Raw genomic sequence first — 26,368 nt, 5'->3', positions numbered from 1 at the left:
GAATGCCCGATTTTCAGGAAATCCTGTTCAAGCTGTCGATCATGGCCCTGCCGGCCCTGTTCGCCATCACCCTGCATGAGGTGGCGCACGGTTGGGCGGCGCTGAAATTCGGCGACCGCACGGCGCAGATGCTGGGAAGGCTCAGCCTGAACCCGCTGCGCCATGTCGATCCGGTGGGCACGGTGCTGCTGCCCATGACCATGTTCATCTTCACCGGTTTCATGTTCGGCTGGGCCAAGCCCGTGCCCGTGGATTTCCGCAATCTGCGCAATCCCAAGCGTGACATGATCTGGGTGGCCGCCGCCGGTCCAGGCGTCAATTTCGTTCTGGCCTTCATTTCGGCCCTGCTGCTGCATGTCGCCCCGCTGGCGCCGGAATTCATGTCCGACTGGCTGGTCAATAATCTGGTCGTCTCCTTGCAGTTCAACGTGCTGCTGGCCCTGTTCAACCTGATCCCGCTGCCGCCGCTGGATGGCGGTCGGGTGCTGGTCGGCATCCTGCCGAACCGTCCGGCCCATGCCGTGGCCCGGCTGGAACCCTATGGGATCGGCATCATGATGCTGCTGGTCTTCTTGATCCCGTTCGCGGCCAGCCATGCCGGCTATAATTTCAACCCTCTCTACATGGTGCTGGGTCCCGCCACCGAATGGGTGGTGTCCAACATCGTCACCTTGGCCGGGCTGTGAGTGACGGGTTCGACCCCACGCCACCCGCCGATGACGCCACTGGCGAAGCGCTGCTGCTGGATATCGATGGGTTCGAAGGCCCCATCGACCTGCTGCTGACCCTGGCGCGCGACCAGAAGGTCGACCTGACACGCATCTCCATCCTGCAACTGGCCGAACAGTTCCTATCCTTCGTGGCAGAGGTGCGGCGTCTGCGCCTGGAACTGGCGGCCGATTATCTGGTGATGGCCGCCTGGCTGGCCTATCTGAAATCCCGCCTGCTGCTGCCCGATCCGCAGCCCGACGAACCATCCGCCGAAATGCTGGCCGCAGCCTTGACCCTGCGCCTGCAACGGCTGGAGGCGATGCAGGGGGCGGCCGCCCGCCTGCTGGCCCAGCCGCGCCTGGGCCGCGACCGGTTCGCGCGCGGGGAGCCCGAAGATTTGCCCATCTTCGCCAAGCATCGCCACGACCTCTCGCTCTATGATCTGCTGAAGGCCTATGGCGACATTTCCGGCCGGCAGTCGCGGCAGGCGCCCTTCACCATTCCGGTAACGGAACTATATTCGATCGAACAGGCCGTGGCCCGGCTGGAGGCCATGCTGGGTCGTATTCCCGACTGGTCCTATCTCTCCACCCTGCTGCCTGCCGGCTGGCGCGGGGAGGGGGTGAAGGCGCGGTCGGTGCTGGCCAGCAATTTCGTGGCCCTGCTGGAACTGGCCAAGGCTGGCAAGCTGGAACTGCGCCAGGATGGGCCCTATGCCCCCATCCAGCTGCGCGCCCGCCGGGAGAGGGAGGGGGAGGGGATATGAGCGACCTTTTCAACGCCGATACCCAGCTTGTGCGCCTGCTGGAGGCCATACTGTTCGCGTCTGCCGAACCGGTGACCGAGGACGCGCTGCAGTCCCGCATCGGCCCCACGCCCGTGCGTCCGCTTCTTCTGCAACTGGAGAACCTGTACCGCTATCGCGGCGTGAACCTTGTCCCGTCCGGCGGCCGATGGGCCTTCCGCACCGCCCCCGACCTGGGCGACCAGCTGCGGACAGAGGTGGAGGTGACGGCCAAACTGTCGCGCGCCGCCGTGGAGACCCTGGCCATCGTCGCCTATCACCAGCCCGTGACCCGGGCGGAGATCGAGGCGATCCGTGGCGTCGCCACCTCCAAGGGCACCTTGGACATCCTGATGGAGACCGGCTGGATACGCCCTGGCCGACGCCGCGAAACGCCGGGTCGCCCCCTGACCTGGATCACCACTCCACATTTCCTGGATCATTTCGGTCTGGAAACATTGCGCGACCTGCCCGGTGTCGACGACCTGCGCGCCGCCGGCCTGCTCGACAAATCCACGCCCCTGCCGGGGCTGGAGCCGGCGAGCGATTAGCATGTGGCTATTGCTACTTTAAAAAGAAAATACTACCTTCTGTTAACTCGCGTAACGGGAGAATGAACTATGCGTGGCTGGGCGTCGCTTTCGATCATCTCCCTGGTCTTGACCGCCTGTGCCACCACGGGCGGCAAACCGCCGGCACCCGCCCAGACCCCGGCGCAGCTTTACGCCGCCTCGCTGTATGAGGCGGCGATCCCCAAATCCTCGACCATCGGCCCCGGCCTGCTGCGCATCGCGCCTGACAATCCGGCACTCACTTGGCGCGACGGCCCGAACGGGCGGCAGGTGCTGGTGGCTTCCACCATGTCCACCTATTCGTACGAGAAATATTACCATGGCAAGCCCGATGGCGGCCCCAGCGGCTGGGGCCAGATCTGGGTGACGGCGGTGCCGCAGCTGAAAGAGTTCTGTGCCGCCGCCCCAGGCGACGGGGATGCCAAGACCAATCGCGTCGTGCAATGGCTGGGCCTGAACCCGGCCACGCCCTATGCCCAGGTGGTGGAACTGTGGATCGAACCGTCCAATCTGGTCCGCCCCTGTCCCGTCACCGACATCAATGCCGCCACCTGCACCCTGGACACGGCCGACCAATGGGGCCCCCCTTTCGTCCCCGGCACCGCCACCCGCCCCACCTGCAATGCCGGTGATGCGGCATGCGCGGAACAACAATCCTACTGGGACTGGTTCGCCTCCAACATGCGCCTGAACCTGAAGGAGGGCGGGGCACCCTGGACGCGGCTTGGCTATACGTTCGACTGGAAACCGAGCAAGGATGGTGGCTTCACGCGCTACGGCGCCAGCGAGTTCGTAATGAAGCCGGGGGCCAAGTACCAGGTCCATGCCGCCTATACCCTGGCGGAGTATTGCACTTCGCCGGGCTCCTAATCCCCCAGCCGCCAATCCTCTGGCGCCGGGCGGCGGTCGCCGGCCATGAACCGCCCACCATAGGGTTCCAGGCACAGCTCGACCAGGGCCAGCACCTCCGCCGGGTCCTTGTCGGCGAACAGTTCCCCGAACGCGTGCTCATAGGCGCTGGCCAGCATCGGGTCCAGGCGCAGCAGCGCCTTGGCCAGCCCCTTGCCGGTGCCCGTCCAGGCGCCGGCGGCGCGCACGGTGAAATCCGCCAGCTCGATATAAAGCCGCGCGCCGATGGCCAGCTGTTCCGACCCGCTGCGCGGCTGCGCCAGATCGGCGGCTAGGTCGGAGATGGAATAGCGCCGCGTGCGCAACTCCTCCTCCGACAGTGCCGGCGGTCCGCCATCCAGCACGGCCTGCGCCTGGCGCTTCAATTCCTCGATCAGGGCCGGGTCGCCGGCGATGGGCAGGCCGTTGGCCACCATGCGGGCCAGCGACGGTTTGCCCAGTTTGCGGTCGGCCTCCCAGAAATAGGCCAGCGTGTCCGGATCGTGCAGGAACAGTTCCACGGTCACGCCGTGGCGATCATGCGTCTCACGCACCGCACCCGGCAGATGGTGGTGGATCAGCACGGCATCGATGTCCGATCCCGGCCCGGCATTGCCCTTGGCCACCGATCCGGCCAGGAAGGCCGCGATGATGTCGGGCTGGTCCGTCCATTCGCGCAGGATGATGTCGGCCAGATCGATGGTGGGGGTGATGGCGCTCATGCCACGCCATCCCGCAGCAATTCCAGTGCCCGCCGCACCGTGGCCAGCCGCACCGCATCGCGGTTGCCGGGGAAGACATGGCGTTCCACAACCGTTTCCCCGCCCTTGCGCGCCCGCGCGATGAACACTAGCCCCACCGGCTTGGCCTCACTGCCACCCGTCGGCCCGGCGATGCCCGTCACCGCCACGCCGACATCCGCCCGGCTATGCGCCACCGCGCCTTGCGCCATGGCCTCGGCCACCGGCCCGCTGACGGCCCCCAACTCCGCGATCAGCCCGGCCGGCACGCCCAGCATCTCAGTCTTGGCGTCATTGGTGTAGGTCACGAAACCCCGGTCGACGATGGCGGACGATCCCGACACGGCCGTCAGGGACCCCGCGATCAGCCCGCCCGTGCAGCTTTCGGCCGTGGCCAGCCACAGGCCGCGCGCGGCGTACGCATCGCGGATTTCCTCCGCCAGACGGATCAGGTCGGCCGGGAACATCCCCACTTACTCCAGCACCAGGGGCAGGCGCACGGTGGCGGCGGCCTGGGCGGCGATGCCCTCCCGCCTTCCGGCGAAGCCCAACCCCTCCGTCGTCGTCGCCTTCACCGATACCCGTGTGGGCGACAGGCCCAGGATGTCGGCCACCCGCGCCACCATTGCCTCGCGGTGCGGCCCCACCTTGGGCCGTTCGCAGATGATGGTGATATCCACATGCGCGATCACCCCGCCCTTCGCCGCCACCAGATCGGCGGCATGATTCAGGAACTGGGCGCTGTTCGCCCCCTTCCATTGCGGATCGCTGGGGGGGAAATGCAGGCCGATATCGCCGGCCCCGATGGCACCCAGGATGGCATCGGTCAGGGCATGCAGCGCCACATCGGCATCCGAATGGCCCTCAAGGCCCGCATCATGTGGCACGGAGATGCCGCACAGCCAGACCTGATCGCCGGGTGCGAACTTGTGCACGTCGTACCCCGTACCCAGGCGGATATCGCCCAGCCGGGCCAGGAACAGCTTTTCCGCGCGGGCCAGATCGTCCTGGTTGGTCACTTTCAGATTATCCTGGTCGGAAGGGACAAGCGTAACGGGAAGCCCTGCTTCCTCCGCCACGGCGGCGTCATCGGTCAGGTTCAGGCCCGCCGCGCGGCGATGGGCCGGCAATATCTCGGCAAAGCGGAAGCCCTGCGGCGTCAGCGCCCGCCACAGCGCCGTGCGGTCCACGGTTCCGGCGCTGGCGATGGTGCCACCGCCCGCCACCGTACCGCGCTTCAGCGTATCGGCCAGCGGCGTGGCCGCGATGGCGGCCGGGCCCGTCTCCAGCGCCGCGATCACATCGCTGATCGCTGTCGCATCGACCAGCGGTCGCGCCGCGTCATGGATCAGCACCAGATCGGGCGCATGGCCGGCCATGGCTTCCAGCCCGTTCAGCACACTGTCCTGGCGCGTCGGCCCGCCGGCGATGGGCGGCGGCAGGTCCAGCCCCTCCACCGCCTTATCATAAAGGTCGCTGAAGGAAGGATCGATGACGATGCGCACCGTGGTGATCTGCGGATGGCGCAGGAACGCCTCCACCGTGCGGCGCAGGATCGGCTGTCCGGCCAGGTGCAGATACTGCTTGGGCATGTCGCCACCGAAGCGCAGGCCACGGCCGGCGGCGACGATCAGGGCGGTGCAGGTGGGCATGGGCACGCAATCTCTAGAGGGGCGTCGGTGACAGGCGGCGACCCTAGCGCGGAAGGGCGGCCGCGCCAATGGTTTGGACGGCAGGCAAGCCATGCCGTTACGAACCCGGCATGCCCCTTTGCGCTGCCTGCGCCCATCACCGGACATCGGGGCGCAGGACCAGGACGGCGCCGTTGCGCTCGTCACTGAATACCAGGCCACCCTCGGCGAGCGGTCCCAGCGACACAGGGCCGCCCATCGGTATGTCAGCTGTTCCGTGCCGGTCCCCGACCAGATCGAAAGGCATGCCGTAGGGTTTACCCGTCGGATCGACCTCCAGCCCGACGATCCGATGGCCGTTGGCATGATAGCCATGCAGCGCAACGACCAGCAGCGACAACCGGCCACGTCCCGCGATGGTCATGGTGTTGTAGATCATGCCCAGCGGAGCCGAATGCGCGGGCAGCAGCAGCAAGGGCGCTTTCCGGTCCGCACATCTGGCCCGGGGGAATTCCGGGCTGGGCCGGTTATTGTCGAAGCAATAGGGCCAGCCATAGTCGCCATCTTGCTGGATCAGGTTCAATTCGTCATGGGGCAGCGCGTCGCCATCCAGGGACGGATCGGCCCGGTCGATATCATCGCGGGAATTCTCGCCCTGCAGCAGGGTTCCGCTGGGATGGAGGGCCAGGGCCATTGAGTTGCGCAGGCCCCGCGCCATTGTGTCCCAACCCGTGATCCGGCCGCCGGGCCGGTCAAAGCGATAGAGCCTTAATACGCCCCGCGCCTCGCGGCCTTCCGCTTCCGGACAGGACAGGCCCCGTTGGGTTTGTCCTTGATCCGGCTCGCAATTGTTCGATGCCGACCCGACATTCACCACCAATCGGGTGTCACTGGTGAAAATGAAGCTGGCCAGCGGATGGTCGCCGGTACCCGGCAGGCCGGGGGTGCCGGACGTGCCGCCGATCACATCCTCCTGGACCGGGTCGGGGTGGGTGGGGTCGAACCGGAACAGCCGGTTCGGCTCGCCGACATAAACCTTGCCGTCGGGCCCGAGGACGACGCTGTTGGGCCGGTCGAGCTTGTCGAACAGCTTTTCCTTGCGCACCTCCCCGTCCACGCGCCGCAGCCGGTACAGCGAGCCGCCTTTCGGCTTCCAGCCATGCAGGTCGGCGACAAGGATGCTGCCGTCCGGCAGTGCCGCCAGGCCGCGGGGACTGACCAGCCCCTTGACCAGCAGGCCGATGCACCAGCCCTGCGTGACGGTCAAGGTAACGCGTGGCAGCCCGTCGCAAGTGCCGGCGGGCTTGATGGGCTGCCGCTTCGCGTTCGCCGTCAGCGGATGCAGGACCAACAGGCCGGCGAGCAACCATCCCAGATAGCGCGCCGGCATGTATCTCTCCGCCTTTCCCGGATGGACGCCCCCTCCATCCCTCATCGGTACCAGAATAGTCTCCTGGCCATTGTTCGCGAAAGGGGATTGGCGAGATTGCGGGAGCCCCTGTTCCCACGGGAAAACCGCCATGCGGCGCTGAATATTGCGTTTTTTCGGACCTGTGTTAAGCTCTGTGCCTAAATTTGATGCATCCGTGAAAATTGCCTGATTAGTGTGCAAATTCCGGACCCAGGTTCAAGGTTCAGTCCCATGGTCAAGCCGCTTGCCCCCCTTCAGATCGGTCCGGTCCGTATCGATGACCCGGTGATCCTGGCGCCGCTTTCCGGCGTCACCGACATGCCCTATCGCCGGCTGGTCAAGCGCACCGGTGCCGGCCTCGTCGTGTCGGAGATGATCGCCAGCCAGGCGATGATCCGTGCGACCCGCGAAAGCCTGCTGAAGACCGAATGGCACCTGGACGAAGCGCCGATCTCCATGCAGCTGGCGGGGTGCGAGCCTGAGGTGATGGCCGAGGCGGCGAAGCTGAACGTGGATCGCGGCGCCCATATCATCGACATCAATTTCGGCTGCCCGGTGAAGAAGGTGGTGAACGGCTTCGCCGGTTCTGCCCTGATGAAGGACGAGCTGCTGGCCGGCCGCATCATGGAAGCCACCGTGAAGTCCGTTTCCGTTCCGGTGACGATGAAGACACGCAAGGGCTGGGACGCCAACAATCTGAACGCCCCCAACATGGCCCGCATCGCGCAGGAATGCGGCATCCAGATGCTGACCATCCATGGCCGCACCCGTTGCCAGATGTATAACGGCACCGCCGACTGGAAATTCATCCGCCAGGTGAAGGAGGCGGTGAAGATCCCCGTCATCGCCAATGGCGACATCAACAGTTTCGATGATGCCGTGCGCTGCCTGGAGGAATCCGGGGCCGACGGCATCATGATCGGACGCGGCACCTATGGCCGGCCCTGGTTCATTTCCCAGGTCATGCATTACCTGCGCACCGGGGTGAAGCTGCCCGACCCGCCGCTGGCCGACCAGATGCAGACGGTGCTGGAACATTACGACGCCATCCTGGCGCACTATGGCGTGGATGCCGGCATCAAGATCGCCCGCAAGCATGTCGCCTGGTATTCCAAGGGCATGAACGGCTCTGCCGATTACCGCCATCAGATCATGACCACGGAGGACCCGGAAAAGATGAAGCAGCAGATCATCGCCTTCTATTCCGCCGCCTTGGATCGCGGCGTCACCGAACGGATCGCCGCCTGATGGCACGGATGCCGGCCGGCCGCCGCATCGGCGCGGATATCGACCCGACCTCCATCCTGGCCGCCTTGCCCGACCCCGTGATGGTGGTGGATGGCGAGGGGCTGATCCGCTTCATCAATCTGGAAGCCCAGGAATTCTTCGATGTTTCCGCCACCCGTGTCCTGGGCACCAAACTGACGGAGCTGATCCCGGAGGACAGCCCCGTCCTGGCGCTGCTGGACCAGGCCCGGATCACCCATGCCACGGTGTGCGAATATGGTGTCTCGGTGGAAACCGCACGCATCGGCCCGCATTCGGTGACCATGCAGGCGGCCCCCCTGGGCGACCCGCCGGATTTCGTGGTGCTGACCATCCATGAACGCTCCATCGCGCGCCGCATCGACAAGCAGCTGAACCATCGCGGTGCTGCCCGCTCCGTCGTCGCCATGGCCGCCATGCTGGCGCATGAGGTGAAGAACCCGCTGTCCGGCATCCGGGGGGCGGCGCAGTTGCTGGAGGAAAATGCCAGCGAGGATGACCAGATCCTGACCCGTCTGATCTGTGACGAGGCGGACCGTATCGTGGCTCTGGTGGACCGGATGGAGGTGTTCACCGATGGCCGCCCGCTGGAGCGCCAGGCGGTGAACATCCACGCCGTGCTGGAACATGTGCGCCGCATCGCCCAGACCGGCTTTGCCCGCCATATCCGCTTCATCGAGAAATACGACCCTTCGCTGCCGCCGGTGCTGGGCAGCCGGGATCAGCTGGTGCAGGTCTTCCTGAACCTGGTGAAGAACGCGGCGGAGGCCTGTCCGGAGCAGGGCGGCGAGATCCTGCTGACCACGGCGTACCAGCATGGCGTGCGTCTGGCCGTGTCCGGATCGGACAGCCGGATGCAGCTGCCGCTGCTGGTTTGCGTGGGTGATAACGGCCCTGGAATACCTGAAGATATCCGCGCCAACCTGTTCGATCCCTTTGTCACGACGAAGATGAACGGAACCGGCCTGGGTCTTGCATTGGTTGCCAAGATCATCGGTGATCATGGTGGGGTCATCGACTTTGAGTCCGTGCCGCGGCGCACGATCTTCAAGGTTTCCCTGCCGGTTACCGATAAGCGTGGTCACGGAGAGGGTGCCTAAAAAATGGGCGCAACTATTCTCGTTGCGGATGATGACAGGGCCATTCGGACGGTACTGACCCAGGCCCTGGCCCGCCTGGGACATGAGGTGAAGACCACTGGCAACGCCGCCACGCTGTGGCGGTGGGTGCAGGAGGGGGAGGGCGATCTGGTCATCACCGATGTGGTGATGCCGGACGAGAACGGGCTCGACCTGGTCCCGCGCATCAAGAAGCTGCGCCCGGACCTGCGCATCATCGTGATGAGCGCGCAGAACACCCTGCTGACCGCCGTGAAGGCGGCGGAGAGGGGCGCGTTCGACTATCTGCCCAAGCCCTTCGACCTGAAGGACCTGATGGCCATCGTGCAGAAGGCCCTCTCGGTTCCGGCATCCTCCACCCCCGCCACCCCCGCCCCGGTGGAGGATGCGGAGGAGGAGGCGCTGCCCCTGATCGGCCGGTCGCCGGCCATGCAGGAGATCTACCGCGTCCTGGCCCGCCTGATGGGCACCGACCTGACCGTGATGATCACGGGCGAGAGCGGGACCGGCAAGGAACTGGTGGCCCGGGCGCTGCACGATTACGGCAAGCGCCGGGGTGGCCCGTTCGTGGCCATCAACATGGCCGCCATCCCGCGCGAACTGATCGAGAGCGAGCTGTTCGGCCATGAGAAGGGGGCCTTCACCGGCGCCACCATGCGCTCCACCGGCCGGTTCGAACAGGCCCAGGGCGGCACCCTGTTCCTGGACGAGATCGGCGACATGCCGCTGGAGGCGCAGACCCGCCTGCTGCGCGTGTTGCAGGAAGGCGAGTACACGACGGTCGGCGGCCGCACGCCCATCAAGACCGATGTGCGCATCGTCGCGGCCACCCACCGCGACCTGCGCACCCTGATCCGCCAGGGCCTGTTCCGCGAGGATCTGTTCTACCGCCTGAACGTCGTGCCCATCCGCCTGCCGCCGCTGCGCGAGCGGACGGAGGATGTGCCGGCTCTGGTCCGCCATTTCCTGAACCAGGCGGCCCAGCAGGGCCTGCCGGCCAAGACGGTGGACAACGCCGCCATGGACCGGCTGAAGCGCTATCGCTGGCCGGGCAATGTCCGCGAGCTGGAAAACATGGTCCAGCGCCTGGCGGCCTTGTACTCGCAGGAGGTGATCAGCCTCGACGTCATCGACACCGAACTGGCCGAAGCCAACCCGGCCGCGGCCCCGGTACAGGAACCGGTGAACGAGGGCCTGTCGGCGGCGGTCGAACGCCACCTGCGGGAATATTTCGCGGCGCATAAGGACGGTATTCCGGCGGCGGGCCTCTATGACCGCATCCTGCGCGAGGTTGAACGGCCGCTGCTGTCGCTGTCCCTGACCGCGACACGCGGCAACCAGATCAAGGCGGCGCATATGCTGGGGCTGAACCGCAATACGCTGCGGAAGAAGATCAGGGATTTGGATATTCAGGTGGTGAGGGGGTTGAAGTAGGGCCTTCCGGCCCACAATCCCCCCCTTTTTCTTTCCTCGTCATCCCGGCGAAAGCCGGGACCCATGGGCCACAGGATTAAGCCTCGAAGCTGCTTATATCAAAGCAGCCGCAAGGTCGGGCGTCTAGTTCTTCGGTCCCAGCTTATCGTAGAGATGACGAAAGGTGAGATGATAATAGTTTCTCATTGGAATGAAACAGACCGCAAGCATCAGGAGAGGATGTTTGAGGATATTTCAACTAACTTATCACAAAGTTCTTGAAAATCCTGACTGGCGGAAAGGGCATATCCTGTGCCATCTTTAGCTTTTTTCATCCAGCTAACCACTTTATCTAAAGTGCCTTTGGATGGATTTTTCTGAGCTTCAGCGATTAAATTTTTGCCGTGTGAAATTTCATTATTTGTAAGTGAGGATTTAGAGAGAATTTTTTCAAGTATAGATAGCGCCTCTTGTGCGCCATTTGAGTTGTTTTGGATTGCACCAACAGCGCTTTTGATGTTGGCATTGTCACCCGTAACTGCACCTATGTTCATGTTTTGAGCATTGAATTGGTTCACGATTCTCGCTCCCATTGGTTCAGTTTCACCGAAAAGACTGAATGTTTCACTTCTTATGGAAATTCTTTTAAGTTCTGCATAAGCGGAGGTTTTAGCAGCAGCAGCTTCCAGGCGATGGCGGATTAAAGATCCAGCACCGGAGGATTTGTACGCTTCTACCACCGCATCGTGATAAGTTCGACATCGATCAGCATGTGTGGCCATATGGTCAAGTAAGTTGTCTTTTATTACTTGTGAATTTTCCATCCCAAGCCAATCAACTGTTATTTGTTCTAAGCCAGAAAAATATGTATTTAACATTCCGGTGGCAAGGCCCTGACGGGCCTTTTCTGACGGATCTTGAGCGCCGACGGTAAGGTATTCTCGATTCTTCTCGGCGATCTCTGCGTTGGCGGTAATTAGACGCAAAACATATCCACGGACATTGTCAGGTAGGCGCTCGATATCCGTAAGCTTAACACCCAAATCTAGTACGCTAAATCTTGGGTTTTCACAGATAGACCAAACCGAATACTGGGCAACAATTGGATCATGATGGCTATTTAGGGCCCCAATTATTGTTTTATTATCATGCGATAAATCAAATAAATGTTCTGGTGCCTTGTTTAATCCTACTAAAACAGATGCTAAGCGCAACTCAGATTCACTAGCGCAGTTAATATTTATTCTTTTGGCCGCAAGCTTTGAATTATATGAAGTAGTTTGCTGAGCTGCTGCGAGCAATGCAGCTCCTTCTAATGCTATACCAATTCCCCCAAGGAGCCCAACGACATCATCTGGCTGAGTAAGAGCAACCAGCGCAGCTATTCCTGCGCCAAGAATATCCTCATTACCGCGATCTCTTTCGATCGCTTCAAGAGTGGCTTGTAGATTGTCGCGTTTAATACCGATCAGAGCAATTGCATTTAGAGTCCATCGCCTAACGCTGGCATCGAGGCTATAAAGTAAGCCATTGAGGGTTTGCTGAACTGAATGGGGGTTTCTGAGTCGAAAGCCATTGCGATAGTAAGAGCATAGACGCTCTAGGGCGTTTTCCTTTCCTCTAGGGTCCATATTTTGAAGCAATAGCCCAATGTAGGATGCTTCTTGATCAGAAATATATCCTTTTACTGGCGGGGGCATGACACACCATTAATTTAGGACGAGGCTTTCTGTGCATGCTGTAATACGGACTGCGACCAAGGGTCGAAGTCTTCAATATGATTAACCGGATTCCTGAGATTCATCCAGTTTAGATCATTAATGGCGAGTCTTCGACTCACGGGGTCGAACCATTCTGGGCATTCAAATCGAATAATTGCAAGCAAATCCCTGGGTTTATTTTCCTCCTTATAGAGAAGGAAATAGTCGATATCTGAATCTAAGTCGTTTCCATCTCTAAAGGTGATCTCCGATGGTAAATCAAGATCAATTGTAATGATCTTTAATCCGCTCGAAATTATACCGTGATCATGTCTGCCAAATAAGTCTAAATCTTTATCGATGATAGGTGCAAAAAAACCTAAAGATCGCCGCTTGAGAAAAGCGTCGCGACCTTCTCGATATCGTCCGTGTCGATAGGTTAGTACGCAATCATCTCGTACTACCATCACAAAGGACCATACAACAATCTCATCATTATCTCTATGATTTACATCTGAAGTGTAATGAATTTCATTGGACTGCAGCAGCGGTAACACTGAATCGCGTGTCAATGCAGACCCTTTAAACTTATCAAGGGCTTGAGGTGAAAATGCCAACGCTGTTCCCCTCTGCAGTTCGCGGGCTCTCCGACGTGCTATCATCGGAGTACGAAATCGCTCAGGAAGAGAGGTGTCAGTTAAAAATTCTCGAAGGAAAAAGCGACCCGGTTCCGTTCGGAAAAACACACTTCTTTCTCGATGTAATAAAATATCTTCGCTTAGGCGGGCGCCTATTGTTTTGTGCTGCGTTCTGCCATGAAGTTGGGAAGGGACAATCTCTGACGTATAGGCCAGTTCAAGTATTTCCCGAGCTGTTAGCGGGCGCCGGGCGAATCGAAGGACCGTTTCAGCGATGTTAAGGTAAGAATCCAAGATATTCAGCCATTGCTAGTATCCCGTGCCCGATGGGAACGCATAACGGGGAACGACTATGCCTTACTGCTGGCATGGTGTCGAGCGATGAAGGATGCGCGTCCCACCACACCCTGTTGCAGCTTTATCACGTTGCGGGCTGGCGTCCTGTGTAGCTTTCTGGTAACAGTATCGCCTCACAGGCCCCGTCAGCCCAAGGCACCCGCTTTGCCCCGTTCCGGATTGTCACAAGCCATTCCTTCCCCCGCCGGTGCCCCCGCATGAGTGTGACGGCACCCGGCATGGCGCCCCGGTCGGATGGGCTCTGGCGGCGCATTGTGCGCTGGTCGCGCGGGCGGCATCTGTCCACCATGGCCGGCATCGTCCTGATCGTCGCGGCCCTGGCCGCCGGTGCCGCCACCTATGCAGCACTCACGGAGACGCTGCCCGTCGCCGTCGACCAGAACACCCTGATGCTGCTGCTGACGCTGGATGGCGTGCTGCTGCTGCTGCTGGGGGCCGTGGTGGCGCGGCGCATCGTGGCCTTGTGGGTGGAACGGCGGCAGGGTCTGGCGGCGTCGCGCCTGCATATGCGGCTGGTGGCCGTCTTCTCCATCCTGGCGGTGGCGCCGGCCATCATCATGGCCATCTTCTCCGCCCTGTTCTTCTATGTCGGCCTGCAAAGCTGGTTCTCCGACCGCGTGCGGCTGGTGGTGGATGAAAGCCTGGCGGTGGCTGAAGGCTATCTGAAGGAACATCAGCAGACCCTGTCGCGCGATGCGGAGGTGATGCGCAACGATCTGGCCCGCCTGCCGCTGAACATCTATTGGGACCCGCCGCGCTTCCGGCAATATTTCCAGTCCCAGGCGCTGATGCGCAATGTGACGGAGGCGGTGATCTTCGACGGCACGGGCCAGGTGACGGCCGTGTTCGGCCTGGGCTTCGCCTTCGACTTCACCACCGTCCATGCCGAGGATCTGGAGCGCGCCCGCAAGGGCGAGGTGGTGCTGATCGTCAGCGAGGGCGGCAACCGGGTGAATGCCATCGTCCTGCTGGACCAGGATTTCGACCGGTTCCTGTTCATCGGCCGGCCCGTGGAAAGCCGCGTGCTGGAACACATGGATGTGACGCAGAGTGCCGTTCAGGAATACCGCCATATGGAGGAGCAGCGTTTCGCGCTGCAGACCCGCATGGCGGTGATCTTCGTGGGCGTGGCCGTGCTGCTGCTGCTGGCCGCCATCTGGCTGGGCCTGAATTTCGCGACATATCTGGTGGCCCCCATCTCCTCCCTGATCGCGGCGGCCGAGCGTATCCGCGCCGGCGACCTGACGGCCCGCGTGCCCGATAGCGGGCTGGAGCCGGAGGATGAGCTGGTCACCCTGTCCCGCGCCTTCAACCGCATGACCAGCCAGCTGGAAAGCCAGCGCACGGAGCTGGTGGAGGCCAACCGCCAGCTCGACCTGCGGCGGCGGTTCACCGAAGCCGTGCTGGCCGGCGTGTCGGCCGGCGTGCTGGGCCTGGACCAGAACGGGGTCATCAATCTGCCCAACCTGTCCGCCGCCAACCTTCTGTCCGTGGGCGACCCATCCTCGCTGATCGGCCGCGACCTGCTGGAGGTGGTGCCGGAGCTGGACGAGCTGATGGGCAATATCCGCCGGCGCAGCGGGCGGCAGGTGGAAAGCCAGGTGCAGATCCGCCGTGGCGGACAGCAGAAAACCCTGCTGGTGCGCGTCGCCGCCGAGATCGTGGGTGGGGAGGTGAAGGGCTATGTCGTCACCTTCGATGATGTGTCGGAACTGCTGTCGGCGCAGCGCAAGGCGGCCTGGGCTGATGTGGCGCGGCGCATCGCGCATGAGATCAAGAACCCGCTGACGCCGATCCAGCTGTCGGCGGAGCGCCTGCGCCGCAAGTATCTGAAGGAAATCAACAGCGATCCCGATACGTTCAAGGCCATGACCGACACGATCGTGCGCCATGTCGATGATATCGGCCGCATGGTGGATGAGTTTTCCGCCTTCGCCCGCATGCCGCAGCCGGTGATGAAGCCGACGGCCATGCAGGACCTGACGCGGCAATCGGTGCTGCTCCAGGCCAGCGCCTATTCATCCATCAAGTTCAATTGCGAAATGCCCGACGCGCCCCTGGTCGCCGTGTGCGACAGCCGGCAGATCGGCCAAGCGCTGACCAATCTGTTGAAAAATGCCGGCGAAGCCATCGAAGGCCGGTTGGAGGATACGCCGGAAGGCACGGAAAAAGTGCCCGGTGAAATCACGGCCCGCATCCAGGTGGATGATGAACGGGTCCTGTTGGCGGTTGAAGATAATGGCAAGGGTCTGCCGACCACGGAGGAACGTGACCGGCTGACCGAGCCTTATGTCACCACGCGGGCCAAGGGCACGGGCCTTGGCCTCGCCATCGTGAAAAAGATCATGGAAGACCATGGCGGCGCGCTGCTGCTGGAGGACCGGCCGGGCGGTGGCGCCCGTGTCACACTGGTCCTGCCGCGCAACATTGCACCCACGGCCACGGTCATTCCGGATATGAACACCGCGGACGCGCGGAGGGGTTGAGAAGACATGGCGCACGACATTCTGATCGTCGATGACGAGGCTGACATCCGCATGCTGATCGCCGGCATCCTGGAGGATGAAGGCATGAAGACGCGGGAGGCGGCGGATGCCGACCAGGCGATTGCCGCCGTGGCCGCCCGCCGGCCCAGCCTGATCATCCAGGATATCTGGCTGCAGGGTAGCCGCCTGGACGGGTTGCAGATCCTGGCGGAGATGAAGCGCGACCATCCCGACGTGCCGGTGGTGATGATCTCCGGCCATGGCAATATCGAAACCGCTGTCGCCGCCATCAAGGCCGGCGCCTATGATTTCATCGAAAAGCCGTTCAAGGCCGACCGCCTGCTGCTGCTGGTCGAACGCGCCATCGAGGCCGCCCGGCTGCGGCGCGAGAACCGTGAGCTGCGGGTGCGCGTCGGTGCCGATTTCGACCTGATCGGCCGCTCGCTGCCTGTGAACCAGCTGCGCCATTCGGTGGAAAAGGTCGCCCCAACCGGCTCCCGCGTCCTGATCTCGGGCCCGCCGGGCAGCGGCAAGGAAGTGGTCGCCCGCATGCTGCACGCCAAGTCGCGCCGCCATGACGGCCCGTTCGTGGCGCTGAACTGCGCCACCATGCGGCCCGACCGGCTGGAGGTGGAACTGTTTGGCACCGAGCACGGGTTCGAAGGCGGGGGCCGCAAGGTCGGCACCTTCGAACAGGCCCATGGCGGCACCCTGTTCCTGGACGAGGTGGCGGATATGCCACTGGAAACCCAGGGCAAGATCGTCCGCGTGCTTCAGGAACAGACGTTCGAGCGGGTGGGGGGCACGTCGCGGGTGGAGGTGGATGTCCGCGTCATCGCGTCCACCAACCGCGACCTGACGGCGGAGATCGAACTAGGCCGGTTCCGCCAGGACCTGTTCTACCGCCTGTCGGTGGTGCCGCTGAAGATGCCGCCGCTGCGGGAGCGGCGGGAGGATATCCCCATGCTGGCCCGCCATTTCATGCAACGCACGGCGGAAACCGCCGGCCTGCCCATCCGTGTCTTCGGCGAGGATGCGATGGCCGCTTTGCAGGCCTATGACTGGCCCGGCAATATCCGCCAGCTGCGCAACACGGTGGAATGGCTGCTGATCATGGTCGCCGCCGACCCGACGGAGGCCATCCGCGCCGACATGCTGCCCCCAGAGATCGGCGCCATCACGCCGACCGTTCTCAAGTGGGAGAAGGGCGGGGAGATCATGGGCTTGCCCCTGCGCGAGGCGCGCGAGGTGTTCGAGCGCGAATACCTTCTGGCCCAGGTTACCCGCTTCGGCGGCAACATCTCCCGCACCGCCAGCTTCGTGGGCATGGAACGCTCAGCATTGCACCGCAAGCTGAAATCGCTGGGCGTGCACGGGTCGGACAAGAACGGGCTGAAGCTGGTGGAGTGAGGGGGCGACGCAGTGGTGACGGGCCTCAACCTTCTCCACCGCATCTACCGTCATCCCGGCGGAGGCCGGGACCCAAGTGACAAGCACGTCGTTCTACGATCTGGGCCCCGGCCTTCGCCGGGGTGACGGTAGAGAGAGCGGCAACGATAGTGCCCACGAGTTTCGCAGCGGCCCCGCTTTCGCGGGGGAGGCAGGTTTGTGGTACTTTGTCGTTCTTCATTCATCCGGGTGAGGGTCTCGACCATGGAAGAAGCCCTGATAAGGCGTTACCATATCAACCTGTTCTGGGCGGATGAGGATGAATGCTGGATTGCAGACGTTCCAGACCTGCGCTTCTGTTCGGCCCACGGTGCAACACCGGAGGAAGCCGCCCATGAGATCACGATCGCCATGACCGCTTGGCTTGAATCCGCCCTGGACCGGGGTCGCATGCTTCCCGCCCCCACCTACCGCCCTCAATCGGCCGCCTGACAGGTAACTCTCAATGAAAGTCATCGTCTGTGGTGCTGGCCAGGTCGGGTCCAATATCGCCCGATATCTGGCGTCGGAGGGCAACCATGTCACCGTCATCGACCAGTCGCCCGAACTGATCCAGAAGATCAGCGACACGCTGGACGTCCAGGCCATGGTCGGCTTCGCCTCGCACCCCAATGTGCTGGAGGCGGCGGGGGCGGCGGATGCCGACATGCTGATCGCCGTGACGCTCGCGGACGAGGTGAACATGGTGGCCTGCCAGGTGGGGGCCAGCCTGTTCAGCGTGCCGACCAAGATCGCCCGCGTGCGCCACCAATCCTACCTCCAACCCATCTGGCGAGACCTGTTTTCGCGGGGGCACCTGCCCATCGACGTCATCATCTCCCCGGAGATCGAGGTGGCGCGTGCCATCTCCCGCCGGCTTCAGGTCCCCGGTGCTTTCGACATGATCCCGCTGGCCGACGGGCTGGTGAAGGTGATCGGCGTCGTCTGTTCGCAGAACTGCCCGATCATCAACACGCCGCTGCGCCAACTGACGGGCCTGTTCCCCGATCTGGCGATCGAGGTGGTGGCCATCATCCGCGGCGACCAGCAATTCATCCCCGGCGGCAATGACCAGATGCTGCCCGGCGACGAAGTCTATTTCGTCGCCGACACCAACCATGTCGCCCGCGCCATGGCCGCCTTCGGGCATGAGGAGCGTCAGGCCCGGCGCGTCATCATCGTCGGTGGCGGCAATATCGGCCTATGCCTGGCGGAGGAGATCGAGCAGAACCAGCCCGGCGTGTCGGCCCGCATCATCGAGGTCGATCGCCGCCGCGCCACCCATGTGGCACAGAAGCTGAAGCGCACCATGGTCCTGCATGGCGACGCCTTGGACCCCACCATCCTGGAAGAGGCCAATGTCGGCGCCTCGGAAACCGTGGTGGCCGTGTCCAACAGCGACGAGGGCAATATCCTGGCCAGCCTGCTGGCCAAGCGCAATGGCTGCAAGCGCGCCATCACCCTGATCAACAAGACCACGTACCAGCCGCTGGTCCTGCCGCTGGGCATCGACGCGGTGGTCAGCCCGCGGTCGATCACCGTCTCCTCCATCCTCCAGCATGTCCGGCGCGGCCGCATCAAGGCGGTGCACTCCCTGCGCGAGAATTTCGCCGAGGTGATCGAGGCCGAAGCGCTGGAAACCTCCACCCTGATCAACACGCCCCTGAAGGATATCCGCCTGCCCGTCGGCATCATCGTCGGCGCCATCGTGCGGGCGGGCAAGGTGATCATCCCGCGCCCCAGCACGGTGATCAAACCCAACGATCGGGTGATCATCCTGGCCGAGGTCGGGCAGGTGAAGAAGGTGGAGAAGATGTTCGCCGTGCGGCTGGAATTCTTCTGATCCCTGAGACATTCCCCCAAACCCATCGGACGGCAAACAGCCGCTTGACAAGCATAGCTAATCAGATAGATATTTAACTAATAAGCTAAATACGAAAGCACTCATGGACAAGATTTTCGAAGCCCTGGCCTCCACCGCACGCCGCAAGATCCTGGCCTATCTGGCCGAGGCGGAGCTGACGGCGGGGGAGATCGCCGCACGGTTCGACATGACCAAACCGGCCATTTCCAAGCATCTGGCGGTGCTGGAAAATGCCGGGCTGGTGCGAAGCGAGAAGCGCGGCCAGTTCGTCCATTACGCCCTGGTGCGCGACAATCTGGTCAATACCCTGAACGGCTTCGTGCAGAACCTGTGCCCGGTGTCATTGCCCCTGAAACGGGAAAGTGCCGAGATCGGGCGGGCGAAACGGGCCGGACCCAACCAACCCGAGGAATAGGGGTAGCGTTATGCGGCTCGTTGCCGGTTCGGAACGGATCATTGCGCAACCCGATAGCGACCCGGCCGCCGGCCATGTCCGCTGGGCGCCGCGAAAGTCGCTGTGGATCGGGGCGATGACCCTGGCGGCGCTGCTGCTTTGCGGGCCCTTCTTCACCTGGGGCGCCTTCGCCCTGTTCCTGGTCACCTGTGCGATCACCCTGTGCCTGGGCCATTCGGTCGGCATGCACCGGCGGCTGATCCATGGCAGTTTCCAGTGCCCGCTCTGGCTTGAATATCTCTGCGTCTATCTTGGCGTGCTGGTGGGCATGTCGGGTCCCATTGGCATGATCCGCATCCATGACATGCGTGATTGGGCGCAGCGCCAGCCCGCCTGCCACGATTATTTCGCCCACCGCGCCGGGTTCTGGCTGGATGGCTGGCGACAGCTGCATTGTTCGCTGGAACTAGACCGGCCGCCACAATTCCGGCTGGAACCGCGGCTGGCCGGGGACCGGTTCTATGAATGGATGGAGCGGACCTGGATGGCGCAGCAACTGCCTTGGGTTATCCTGTTCTTCATGATCGGCGGCCTGCCCTGGGTGGTGTGGGGCATCTGCGCGCGGGTGGCGGTCTGCGTCACCGGCCATTGGCTGGTCGGCCATTACGCGCACCGGGAAGGGGACCAGAGCTTCCTGGTCGATGGCGCCTCGGTCCAGGGCTATAATGTCAAGGTGGCCGGGCTGATCAGTATGGGTGAAAGCTGGCACAACAACCATCACGCCTATCCGGGATCGGCACGCCTCGGCCTGCATGACGGCGAGGTCGACCTGGGCTGGTGGCTGATCCTGGGGTTCGAACGGTTGGGTTTGGCCTGGGATATCATCACCCCGGACATCATGCCCCACCGAGCGGCCCTGCGTCGGGTGGCGCGAACCAAGCCGCCAGGGTGCCCCATCGCGCGACGGCTGGGTATGGCGTGGCGGACCTTGACCGATGGTGATGTCGGGTTGAGCCGCCGCACGGCCATACCGCTATAGCCGTCCCAACACCTGCCGACCCCACACCCAATCGCCCAACCCGCTGGCCCCGTTGATATGCCCTAGTGCTCCGGCCATGACCAGTTCCGCCTCCCAGGCCGCGGCCAGCCCCTCGGCATGGGCCATGCTGCCATAGGGATCGTCGCTGCTGGCCACGACGATGGCGGGAAAGGGCAGGGGGCGCCGGGGCACCGGCCCGAACCCTGCCGCCTCGGCCGGGAATATCGGCCCTGACGGATCGGGCGGGGCGACCAGCAGGGCGCCCGCCACCGGCGCGCGGCCGGCCCAATGCGCCACCAGCAGGCAGCCCAGGCTGTGCGCCACCAGCAAGGGCGGCTCCATGAACCCGGCCACAAGCCGGTCCAGCCCGGCGATCCAGTCGCCCAGATCCGGTCGGTCCCAATCCGGCACGTCCAGCCGCCGGGTCTGCGGATCGCCCGTCTGCCAATGGCTTTGCCAATGCGCCTCTCCCGACCCGCCGATACCGGGAATGATGGCAAGGGGCTTTGGCATGGGAACCTCACGGAGTTGTTATAATACCGGTTCAGCGCCGCGCGATCGGCCGCAGCACCCAGGCCATGATCAATACCAGCAGGATCGAGGCAGCGACATCCGTGGCGTAATGGTCATGCGACAGGATGCGTTCCGCCCCGACCAGCACCGGTATCACCAGCAGGGCCGGGGTCCAGCGCGGGAACAGCATTGCCAGCGGAACGAACAGGCCGAAATAGAAGGCGGTATGGCCGGAGGGAAAGGACCCGAAATCCGGTCCCGCGAACCAGATGTCTACCTCCGTCTGGAACGGCCGCTTGCGCTCGAACAGCGGTTTGGACAGGTCGGCGATGGCGGCCGACAGCAGCTGGGTCAGGCCGACATAGATCATCGGCCCCCTGAAGCGGGCCTGTTTGCGCCAGATGTTGATGGCCAAAGCCGCCAGCACGATCACCGGACCCGACAGCGATAATTTCTTGCCGGTCAGCAGGTCGAGCCAGTGGACGAGATGGCCCAGTGCCACCGTCACCCAAAGCTCTTGGGTCGGCGATGCGGCAATGACCGGATCGGCAAGGATGGCGCCCAGGGTCAGCAGCGGTACGCCGATCCCGGCTGTCAGGAGGATAGGGTGTCGCGTCCGCATCTCATCCCCATGAACGGCTTCCTTGCCATCAGCATCCGCCGGAGAGGCCACCTTGGTCAATGCGTCGCGCTGCTGGTCCCTTGACCATTCCCCCGCATCCGGGCGACATCTTTCGTCCCCAATCACCGGTGGAACCGCACCCATGCCCCGCATCGCCTATGTCAATGGCCGCTACCTCCCGCATGGCGAGGCGTCGATCCATATCGAGGATCGCGGCTTCCAGTTCGCCGACGGCGTCTATGAGGTGGTGACGGTGGTCGGCGGCAAGCTGGCGGATGAGGAAGGGCACCTGACCCGTCTGGCGCGGTCGATGAACGAACTGTCGATCCCCTGGCCGGTGAAGCCCGCCACCCTGCGCTTCATCATGCGCGAGGTCGTGCGCCGCAACCGCGCCGACAATGCCCTGCTCTATATCCAAGTGACGCGCGGCGCCGCCCCCCGTGATTTCCGCTTCCCCAAGGACCCGGCCCCGTCGCTGGTCCTGACCTGCCGCCGCACCGCGTTCCAGCCGGCATCGCTGTTGGAAAAGGGCGTGTCGGTGATCACCATGCCGGACATCCGCTGGCTGCGCCGCGATATCAAGTCCGTCTCCCTGCTGCCGCAGGTGCTGGGCAAGCAGAAGGCATTCGAGGCCGGGGCGTTCGAAGGCTGGCAGCTGGATCCCGACGGTTACGTGACGGAGGGCTGTTCGTCCAACGCCTGGATCGTCACGGCCGATGGTACCCTGGTCACCCGTCAGCCCAGCAACGATATCCTGAACGGCATCACCCGCCTGTCGCTGTTGGAATGCGCGCGGGAATTGGGAATCGCGTACAAGGAACGGCCCTTCACCGTGGCCGAAGCCCTGGCGGGGCGGGAGGCCTTCATCTCCAGCGCCAGCACCTTCGCCCTGCCGGTGACGCGCATCGATGGAAAGCCGGTGGGCGACGGCAAGCCCGGCCCGCTGGCCCGCCGCCTGCGCCAGGCCTATATGGACCATGTCGGCACCCCGGACCCTGCGAGCATCAAGTGACAATCGATATCCTGAAGCCGCCCTTTGACCGTGTGCCCCGCGCGGTGCTGTTCGACTGGGACAATACGCTGATCACCAACTGGCGCTGCGTCCATGCCTCGATCAACGCGGCATTGCGGGCCTTCTCCCTGCCGGAATGGACGCTGGAGGAAAGCTACGGCCGCGTGCGCAAGTCGCTGCGCGACAGTTTCCCCGAAATCTTCGGGGAGGAGTGGCCCATGGCGCGCGACATCTTCTATGCGCATTTCCAGGAAAACCACCTGCAATTCACTGATGTGCTGCCGGGCGCGGAGGAGATGCTGCGCACCCTGCATGGGCTGGGCATCCGGCTGGGTGTGGTTTCCAACAAGACCGGCCGCTTCCTGCGGGCAGAGGCCGACATGCTGGGCTGGACGCCGCTGTTCGATGCGCTGGTCGGCGCCACCGACGCTGTGGCGGACAAGCCGGACCCGGCGCCGGTGCATCTGGCGCTGAAGCCCATGGGCTTCGAACCCGGCCCCGATATCTGGTTCGTGGGCGATGCGGATGTGGACATGGAAATCGCGCATCGCACCGGCCTGACCCCCATCCTGGTGGGCGACACGCCGCATGTCGGCGACGGCCTAGGCCGTTTTCCCCCCGCGCTATGTCTAGAGGGGTGTGCGGCGATTTCATCCTTGGCTGCTAGGATTGCTGCTACCATATCGACGGATATCCGCACTGTTGGCTGAAAGGGCGATTGTCGGATATCCTGTGCAAACTTGGGCCCCCGTCGGATGGGTGCCCCAAAAACCTGAGCATAAGCGAGGCTGCTCCAATGTCAGAAAAATCCCAGAACGTTCAGGACGTGTTCCTGAACCACGTCCGCAAGAGCAAGACCCCGGTGACCGTGTTCCTGGTCAACGGCGTGAAGCTGCAGGGCATCATCACCTGGTTCGACAATTTCTCCGTGCTGCTGCGTCGCGATGCGCATTCGCAGCTCGTGTACAAGCACGCCATTTCGACCGTGATGCCGGCGCATCCGATCCAGCTGTTCGACCCGCCGGCCAAGGAGACCGACCACGACTGAGTTGAGTAATAACGAGGGGCGCGGGTCACCCACCCGCGCCCTCGTCCTGCATCCGGTCCTGCCCGAGGACCGGAACGACGCCCGCGACCCCGAATCCCGCCTGGAAGAGGCGGTGGGTCTGGCGGCCGCCATCGAGGTTGATGTCGTCTATGCCCGCGCCATCCGCGTCACCCGCCCGCGCCCGGCCACCCTGCTGGGGACCGGCGCGGTGGAGGAGGTGGCTGCGCTGATCAAGGACGGGGAGATCGGCCTGGTCATCGTCGACCAGCCGCTGACCCCCATCCAGCAGCGCAACCTGGAACGCGACTGGAAGGCCAAGGTCATCGACCGCACCGGCCTGATCCTGGAAATCTTCGGCAAGCGTGCCCGCACGCGCGAAGGTCAGCTTCAGGTGGAGCTGGCGGCCCTGACCTATCAGCGCTCCCGCCTTGTCCGCTCCTGGACCCACCTGGAACGGCAGCGCGGCGGCTTCGGCTTCCTGGGCGGTCCCGGTGAAAGCCAGATCGAAATGGATCGCCGGCTGATCAGCGACCGTATCGTGAAGCTGAAGGGCGAGCTGGAGGAGGTACGCCGCACCCGTGGCCTGCACCGCAAGGCCCGCGAGAAGGTGCCCTATCCGGTGGTGGCCCTGGTCGGCTACACCAATGCCGGCAAGTCCACCTTGTTCAACCGCATGGCCGGGGCGGATGTCTTCGCCAAGGATCTGCTGTTCGCGACGCTGGATCCGACCATGCGGTCGATCATGCTGCCGTCGAACCGCAAGATCATCCTGTCCGACACGGTGGGCTTCATTTCCGACCTGCCGCACGGGCTGGTGGAAGCGTTCCGCGCCACCTTGGAGGAGGTGATGGCCGCCGACATCATCCTGCATGTCCGCGACGTCTCCCACCCCGATACCGAGGCGCAGAAGGCCGACGTGGAGTCGGTGCTAAAGGGCCTGGGGATCGAGGTCGACAGCGACGAGCGGGTGATGGAGGTCCTGAACAAGCTGGACCGGCTGGGCGAGGAGGATCAGCAGACCCTGCTGCGCCAAGCCCGCCGCAATGGCGGCATCGCCATCTCGGCATTGACCGGTTCCGGCCTGGACACCCTGTTCGACGCCATCGACCGCCGCATGGTGGCGGGCCGGGAGGTGGTGGAGATCGATATCGAAATCACCGACGGTGCCGCCATCGCCTGGCTCTATGGCAAGGGCGAGGTGCTGGCGCGTGAGGATGATGAGGAACAGGCACATCTGCGGGTTGGCCTGGACCCTGCCGATCTGGCGCGCTTCCAGGACCGTTTCCCCTACCGCGCGCGAGAACAGGCCTTCGCATCATGAGCCTTCTCGATCCGGAAAAGGTCGCCGCCATCATCCGTGAGGTGGCGGCGACGGAGATCGTGCCCCGCTTCCGCGCCCTGGCCAAGGGCGACATCCGCGAGAAATCCCCCGGCGATTTCGTCACCATCGCGGATGAGGCGGCCGAACGCGTGCTGACCGCCCGCCTCACCGACCTCTTACCCGGATCGCTGGTGGTGGGGGAGGAGGCGTGCGCCGCCGACCCCGCGATCCTGTCGCGCATCACCGCCGGCGATGATCCGGTCTGGATCATCGATCCCGTGGACGGCACCAGCAATTTCGCCAATGGCCGCCCGGTCTTCGCGGTGCTGCTGGCGCTGGCCGTGGGGGGCAAGACGGTGGCCGGCTGGATCTATGATCCGATCGGCAACCGCATGGCCATCGCGGAAGTCGGGCAGGGGGCGTGGATGGGCGGCGAGCGGCTGAAGGCGCTTCCCGGTGGTCCGACGCTATCCCTGCGCGGCTCTCTCTCCACCAAATTCTTTCCGCCGGACGAGAAGAAGCGGCTGGAGACGCTGCGCCCGCATTTCGCCTCCACCTACCGCCTGTTCTGTGCGGCGCACGAGTACCTGAACCTGCTGACCGGTCAGGGCCAGTTCGCGCTCTATAACCGCACCATGCCATGGGACCACGCCGCCGGCGCCCTGGCCTATGCGGAGGCCGGCGGCCTGGTCGCCAAGCTGGACGGCACCCCATACGGTCCCGGCGATGTCACCGGCGGCATCCTGCTGGCCGGCGACCAGCCGACATGGACGGATTTGCGGCGGCTGCTGTTTCCGTAACGTTGCGGGCTATGGGGCCGACCCCGGTGCCATGAATTACCCGCTTTCCCCGCGAAAGCGGGGCCCAAGTGACAAGTGCTTCGCTCTACGACCTGGGCCCCGGCCTTCGCCGGGGCGACGGTAGATATTGCTGAAACCCTCACAGCCCAGACTTTCGCGGGGGAGGCAAGGTGGCGCTTACTCCTTCGCCTTCAGCAGATCCCTGATTTCCGTCAGCAGCAATTCGCTCTTCGTCGGCTCCACCACCTTGGCCTCTTCCTTCTTTTTGAAGCGATTCACCTGCTTGACCAGGATGAACACGGCCCAGGCGACGATGAAGAACTTGATCACCGCATTGATGAACAGGCCGTAATTCAGCGTCGTGGCGCCCGCATCCTTGGCGGCCTTCAGCGTGGGATATTCCCCGCCCGACAGGCTGACGAAATAGTCGGAGAAGTCGATCCCGCCCATGAGATAGCCGATGGGCGGCATCAGGATGTCGTTCACCAGCGAGGTGACGATGGCGGTGAAGGCCGCACCGATGATGATACCGACAGCCAGATCCACGACATTGCCGCGGCTGATGAAGGTCTTGAATTCGTTCAGCATGGGTTCCCCGTTCCCATAAAGTGC

Annotated in this window: 27 protein-coding genes; 18 read left to right on the top strand and 9 right to left on the bottom strand. The window is 63.4% G+C overall.

Going from position 1 to position 26,368, the window contains the following annotated elements; translation table 11 throughout:
- The first annotated feature begins 2 nt into the window (after positions 1-2).
- The 4 genes from ACM9HJ_RS20985 to ACM9HJ_RS20970 all read left to right on the top strand — a co-directional run bounded on the left by ACM9HJ_RS20985 (position 3) and on the right by ACM9HJ_RS20970 (position 2,937).
- A complete protein-coding gene (locus ACM9HJ_RS20985) occupies positions 3-686 on the top strand; it encodes a site-2 protease family protein (RefSeq protein WP_416573709.1) in 684 nt (227 codons plus the stop codon).
- Positions 683-1,477, top strand: coding sequence for a segregation and condensation protein A (locus ACM9HJ_RS20980; RefSeq protein ID WP_416573708.1), 795 nt, complete (start codon positions 683-685; stop codon positions 1,475-1,477). Before ACM9HJ_RS20985 ends, ACM9HJ_RS20980 begins: the two co-directional genes overlap by 4 nt.
- The gene (scpB, locus tag ACM9HJ_RS20975; RefSeq protein WP_416573707.1) at positions 1,474-2,046 is read left to right on the top strand and encodes an SMC-Scp complex subunit ScpB; all 573 of its coding nucleotides are present in this window, start codon (positions 1,474-1,476) and stop codon (positions 2,044-2,046) included. Before ACM9HJ_RS20980 ends, scpB begins: the two co-directional genes overlap by 4 nt.
- Positions 2,047-2,115: 69 nt before the next feature.
- On the top strand, positions 2,116-2,937 hold the full coding sequence (locus tag ACM9HJ_RS20970) for a hypothetical protein (protein ID WP_416573706.1): 822 nt from the start codon (positions 2,116-2,118) through the stop codon (positions 2,935-2,937).
- On the opposite strand, the gene ACM9HJ_RS20965 is transcribed toward ACM9HJ_RS20970, so the two are convergent.
- From ACM9HJ_RS20965 to ACM9HJ_RS20950, 4 genes are all read right to left on the bottom strand, one after another.
- Complete coding sequence (locus ACM9HJ_RS20965; RefSeq protein ID WP_416573705.1) at positions 2,934-3,677, bottom strand: nucleotidyltransferase domain-containing protein; 744 nt, start codon at positions 3,675-3,677, stop codon at positions 2,934-2,936. The genes ACM9HJ_RS20970 and ACM9HJ_RS20965 overlap by 4 nt on opposite strands.
- Positions 3,674-4,162 carry a CinA family protein gene (locus ACM9HJ_RS20960; protein WP_416573704.1) on the bottom strand — a complete coding sequence of 163 codons (489 nt, stop codon included), beginning with the start codon at positions 4,160-4,162 and terminating at the stop codon, positions 3,674-3,676. Before ACM9HJ_RS20960 ends, ACM9HJ_RS20965 begins: the two co-directional genes overlap by 4 nt.
- A gap of 6 nt (positions 4,163-4,168) precedes the next feature.
- Positions 4,169-5,347 carry a bifunctional 2-C-methyl-D-erythritol 4-phosphate cytidylyltransferase/2-C-methyl-D-erythritol 2,4-cyclodiphosphate synthase gene (locus ACM9HJ_RS20955; RefSeq protein ID WP_416573703.1) on the bottom strand — a complete coding sequence of 393 codons (1,179 nt, stop codon included), beginning with the start codon at positions 5,345-5,347 and terminating at the stop codon, positions 4,169-4,171.
- Between the two features lie 136 nt (positions 5,348-5,483).
- Positions 5,484-6,716 (bottom strand): PQQ-dependent sugar dehydrogenase, encoded by a 1,233-nt coding sequence (locus tag ACM9HJ_RS20950; RefSeq protein WP_416573702.1) that lies wholly within the window; start codon positions 6,714-6,716, stop codon positions 5,484-5,486.
- Positions 6,717-6,968: 252 nt separating this feature from the next.
- Here ACM9HJ_RS20950 and dusB point away from each other — a divergent pair, with 252 nt between their 5' ends.
- The 3 genes from dusB to ntrC are packed head-to-tail and all read left to right on the top strand — an operon-like array spanning position 6,969 to position 10,555.
- On the top strand, positions 6,969-7,985 hold the full coding sequence (gene dusB, locus ACM9HJ_RS20945) for a tRNA dihydrouridine synthase DusB (RefSeq protein WP_416573701.1): 1,017 nt from the start codon (positions 6,969-6,971) through the stop codon (positions 7,983-7,985).
- 8 nt (positions 7,986-7,993) lie between these two features.
- Positions 7,994-9,103 carry a two-component system sensor histidine kinase NtrB gene (locus ACM9HJ_RS20940; RefSeq protein ID WP_416573791.1) on the top strand — a complete coding sequence of 370 codons (1,110 nt, stop codon included), beginning with the start codon at positions 7,994-7,996 and terminating at the stop codon, positions 9,101-9,103.
- Positions 9,104-9,106: 3 nt separating this feature from the next.
- Positions 9,107-10,555, top strand: coding sequence for a nitrogen regulation protein NR(I) (gene ntrC, locus ACM9HJ_RS20935; protein WP_416573700.1), 1,449 nt, complete (start codon positions 9,107-9,109; stop codon positions 10,553-10,555).
- A 209-nt stretch (positions 10,556-10,764) separates the two neighbouring features.
- On the opposite strand, the gene ACM9HJ_RS20930 is transcribed toward ntrC, so the two are convergent.
- Together ACM9HJ_RS20930 and ACM9HJ_RS20925 are read right to left on the bottom strand one after the other, a co-directional pair.
- Complete coding sequence (locus ACM9HJ_RS20930) at positions 10,765-12,234, bottom strand: hypothetical protein (protein WP_416573699.1); 1,470 nt, start codon at positions 12,232-12,234, stop codon at positions 10,765-10,767.
- A 14-nt stretch (positions 12,235-12,248) separates the two neighbouring features.
- A complete protein-coding gene (locus tag ACM9HJ_RS20925) occupies positions 12,249-13,166 on the bottom strand; it encodes a winged helix-turn-helix domain-containing protein (protein WP_416573698.1) in 918 nt (305 codons plus the stop codon).
- Positions 13,167-13,426: 260 nt separating this feature from the next.
- On the opposite strand from ACM9HJ_RS20925, the gene ACM9HJ_RS20920 reads away from it, so the two are divergent.
- The 6 genes from ACM9HJ_RS20920 (at position 13,427) to ACM9HJ_RS20895 (ending at position 20,440) form a co-directional block, all read left to right on the top strand.
- A complete protein-coding gene (locus ACM9HJ_RS20920) occupies positions 13,427-15,715 on the top strand; it encodes an ATP-binding protein (protein ID WP_416573697.1) in 2,289 nt (762 codons plus the stop codon).
- Between the two features lie 6 nt (positions 15,716-15,721).
- Positions 15,722-17,125 carry a sigma-54-dependent transcriptional regulator gene (locus ACM9HJ_RS20915; protein WP_416573696.1) on the top strand — a complete coding sequence of 468 codons (1,404 nt, stop codon included), beginning with the start codon at positions 15,722-15,724 and terminating at the stop codon, positions 17,123-17,125.
- A 243-nt stretch (positions 17,126-17,368) separates the two neighbouring features.
- Positions 17,369-17,596, top strand: a complete 228-nt coding sequence (locus ACM9HJ_RS20910) for a type II toxin-antitoxin system HicB family antitoxin (RefSeq protein ID WP_416573695.1) — start codon at positions 17,369-17,371, stop codon at positions 17,594-17,596.
- Between the two features lie 13 nt (positions 17,597-17,609).
- Positions 17,610-18,986 carry a Trk system potassium transporter TrkA gene (gene trkA / locus ACM9HJ_RS20905; RefSeq protein WP_416573694.1) on the top strand — a complete coding sequence of 459 codons (1,377 nt, stop codon included), beginning with the start codon at positions 17,610-17,612 and terminating at the stop codon, positions 18,984-18,986.
- A 103-nt stretch (positions 18,987-19,089) separates the two neighbouring features.
- A complete protein-coding gene (locus ACM9HJ_RS20900) occupies positions 19,090-19,422 on the top strand; it encodes a metalloregulator ArsR/SmtB family transcription factor (protein ID WP_416573693.1) in 333 nt (110 codons plus the stop codon).
- Between the two features lie 10 nt (positions 19,423-19,432).
- The gene (locus tag ACM9HJ_RS20895; RefSeq protein WP_416573692.1) at positions 19,433-20,440 is read left to right on the top strand and encodes an acyl-CoA desaturase; all 1,008 of its coding nucleotides are present in this window, start codon (positions 19,433-19,435) and stop codon (positions 20,438-20,440) included.
- On the opposite strand, the gene ACM9HJ_RS20890 is transcribed toward ACM9HJ_RS20895, so the two are convergent.
- Both ACM9HJ_RS20890 and ACM9HJ_RS20885 read right to left on the bottom strand, forming a co-directional pair.
- Positions 20,435-20,953 (bottom strand): RBBP9/YdeN family alpha/beta hydrolase, encoded by a 519-nt coding sequence (locus tag ACM9HJ_RS20890; RefSeq protein WP_416573691.1) that lies wholly within the window; start codon positions 20,951-20,953, stop codon positions 20,435-20,437. The genes ACM9HJ_RS20895 and ACM9HJ_RS20890 overlap by 6 nt on opposite strands.
- A gap of 31 nt (positions 20,954-20,984) precedes the next feature.
- Entirely contained in the window at positions 20,985-21,575 is a 591-nt protein-coding gene (locus tag ACM9HJ_RS20885) for a phosphatase PAP2 family protein (protein ID WP_416573690.1), read from the bottom strand.
- A gap of 142 nt (positions 21,576-21,717) precedes the next feature.
- On the opposite strand from ACM9HJ_RS20885, the gene ACM9HJ_RS20880 reads away from it, so the two are divergent.
- The 5 genes from ACM9HJ_RS20880 to ACM9HJ_RS20860 all read left to right on the top strand — a co-directional run bounded on the left by ACM9HJ_RS20880 (position 21,718) and on the right by ACM9HJ_RS20860 (position 25,756).
- A complete protein-coding gene (locus ACM9HJ_RS20880; protein WP_416573689.1) occupies positions 21,718-22,587 on the top strand; it encodes a D-amino-acid transaminase in 870 nt (289 codons plus the stop codon).
- Entirely contained in the window at positions 22,584-23,297 is a 714-nt protein-coding gene (locus ACM9HJ_RS20875) for an HAD family hydrolase (protein WP_416573688.1), read from the top strand. The genes ACM9HJ_RS20880 and ACM9HJ_RS20875 overlap by 4 nt, the downstream gene beginning before the upstream one ends.
- A gap of 86 nt (positions 23,298-23,383) precedes the next feature.
- A complete protein-coding gene (gene hfq / locus ACM9HJ_RS20870) occupies positions 23,384-23,635 on the top strand; it encodes an RNA chaperone Hfq (protein ID WP_054167448.1) in 252 nt (83 codons plus the stop codon).
- A 1-nt stretch (position 23,636) separates the two neighbouring features.
- Complete coding sequence (gene hflX, locus ACM9HJ_RS20865) at positions 23,637-24,956, top strand: GTPase HflX (RefSeq protein WP_416573687.1); 1,320 nt, start codon at positions 23,637-23,639, stop codon at positions 24,954-24,956.
- Entirely contained in the window at positions 24,953-25,756 is an 804-nt protein-coding gene (locus ACM9HJ_RS20860) for an inositol monophosphatase family protein (RefSeq protein WP_416573686.1), read from the top strand. The genes hflX and ACM9HJ_RS20860 overlap by 4 nt, the downstream gene beginning before the upstream one ends.
- Before the next feature lie 177 nt (positions 25,757-25,933).
- On the opposite strand, the gene mscL is transcribed toward ACM9HJ_RS20860, so the two are convergent.
- Positions 25,934-26,344, bottom strand: coding sequence for a large conductance mechanosensitive channel protein MscL (mscL, locus tag ACM9HJ_RS20855; RefSeq protein ID WP_416573685.1), 411 nt, complete (start codon positions 26,342-26,344; stop codon positions 25,934-25,936).
- Between the last annotated feature and the right edge of the window lie 24 nt (positions 26,345-26,368).

Origin of the sequence: Niveispirillum sp. KHB5.9, from assembly GCF_048066115.1 — a bacterium.
Lineage (GTDB): Bacteria > Pseudomonadota > Alphaproteobacteria > Azospirillales > Azospirillaceae > Niveispirillum.
This window is presented reverse-complemented; position numbering and strand designations above follow the sequence as displayed.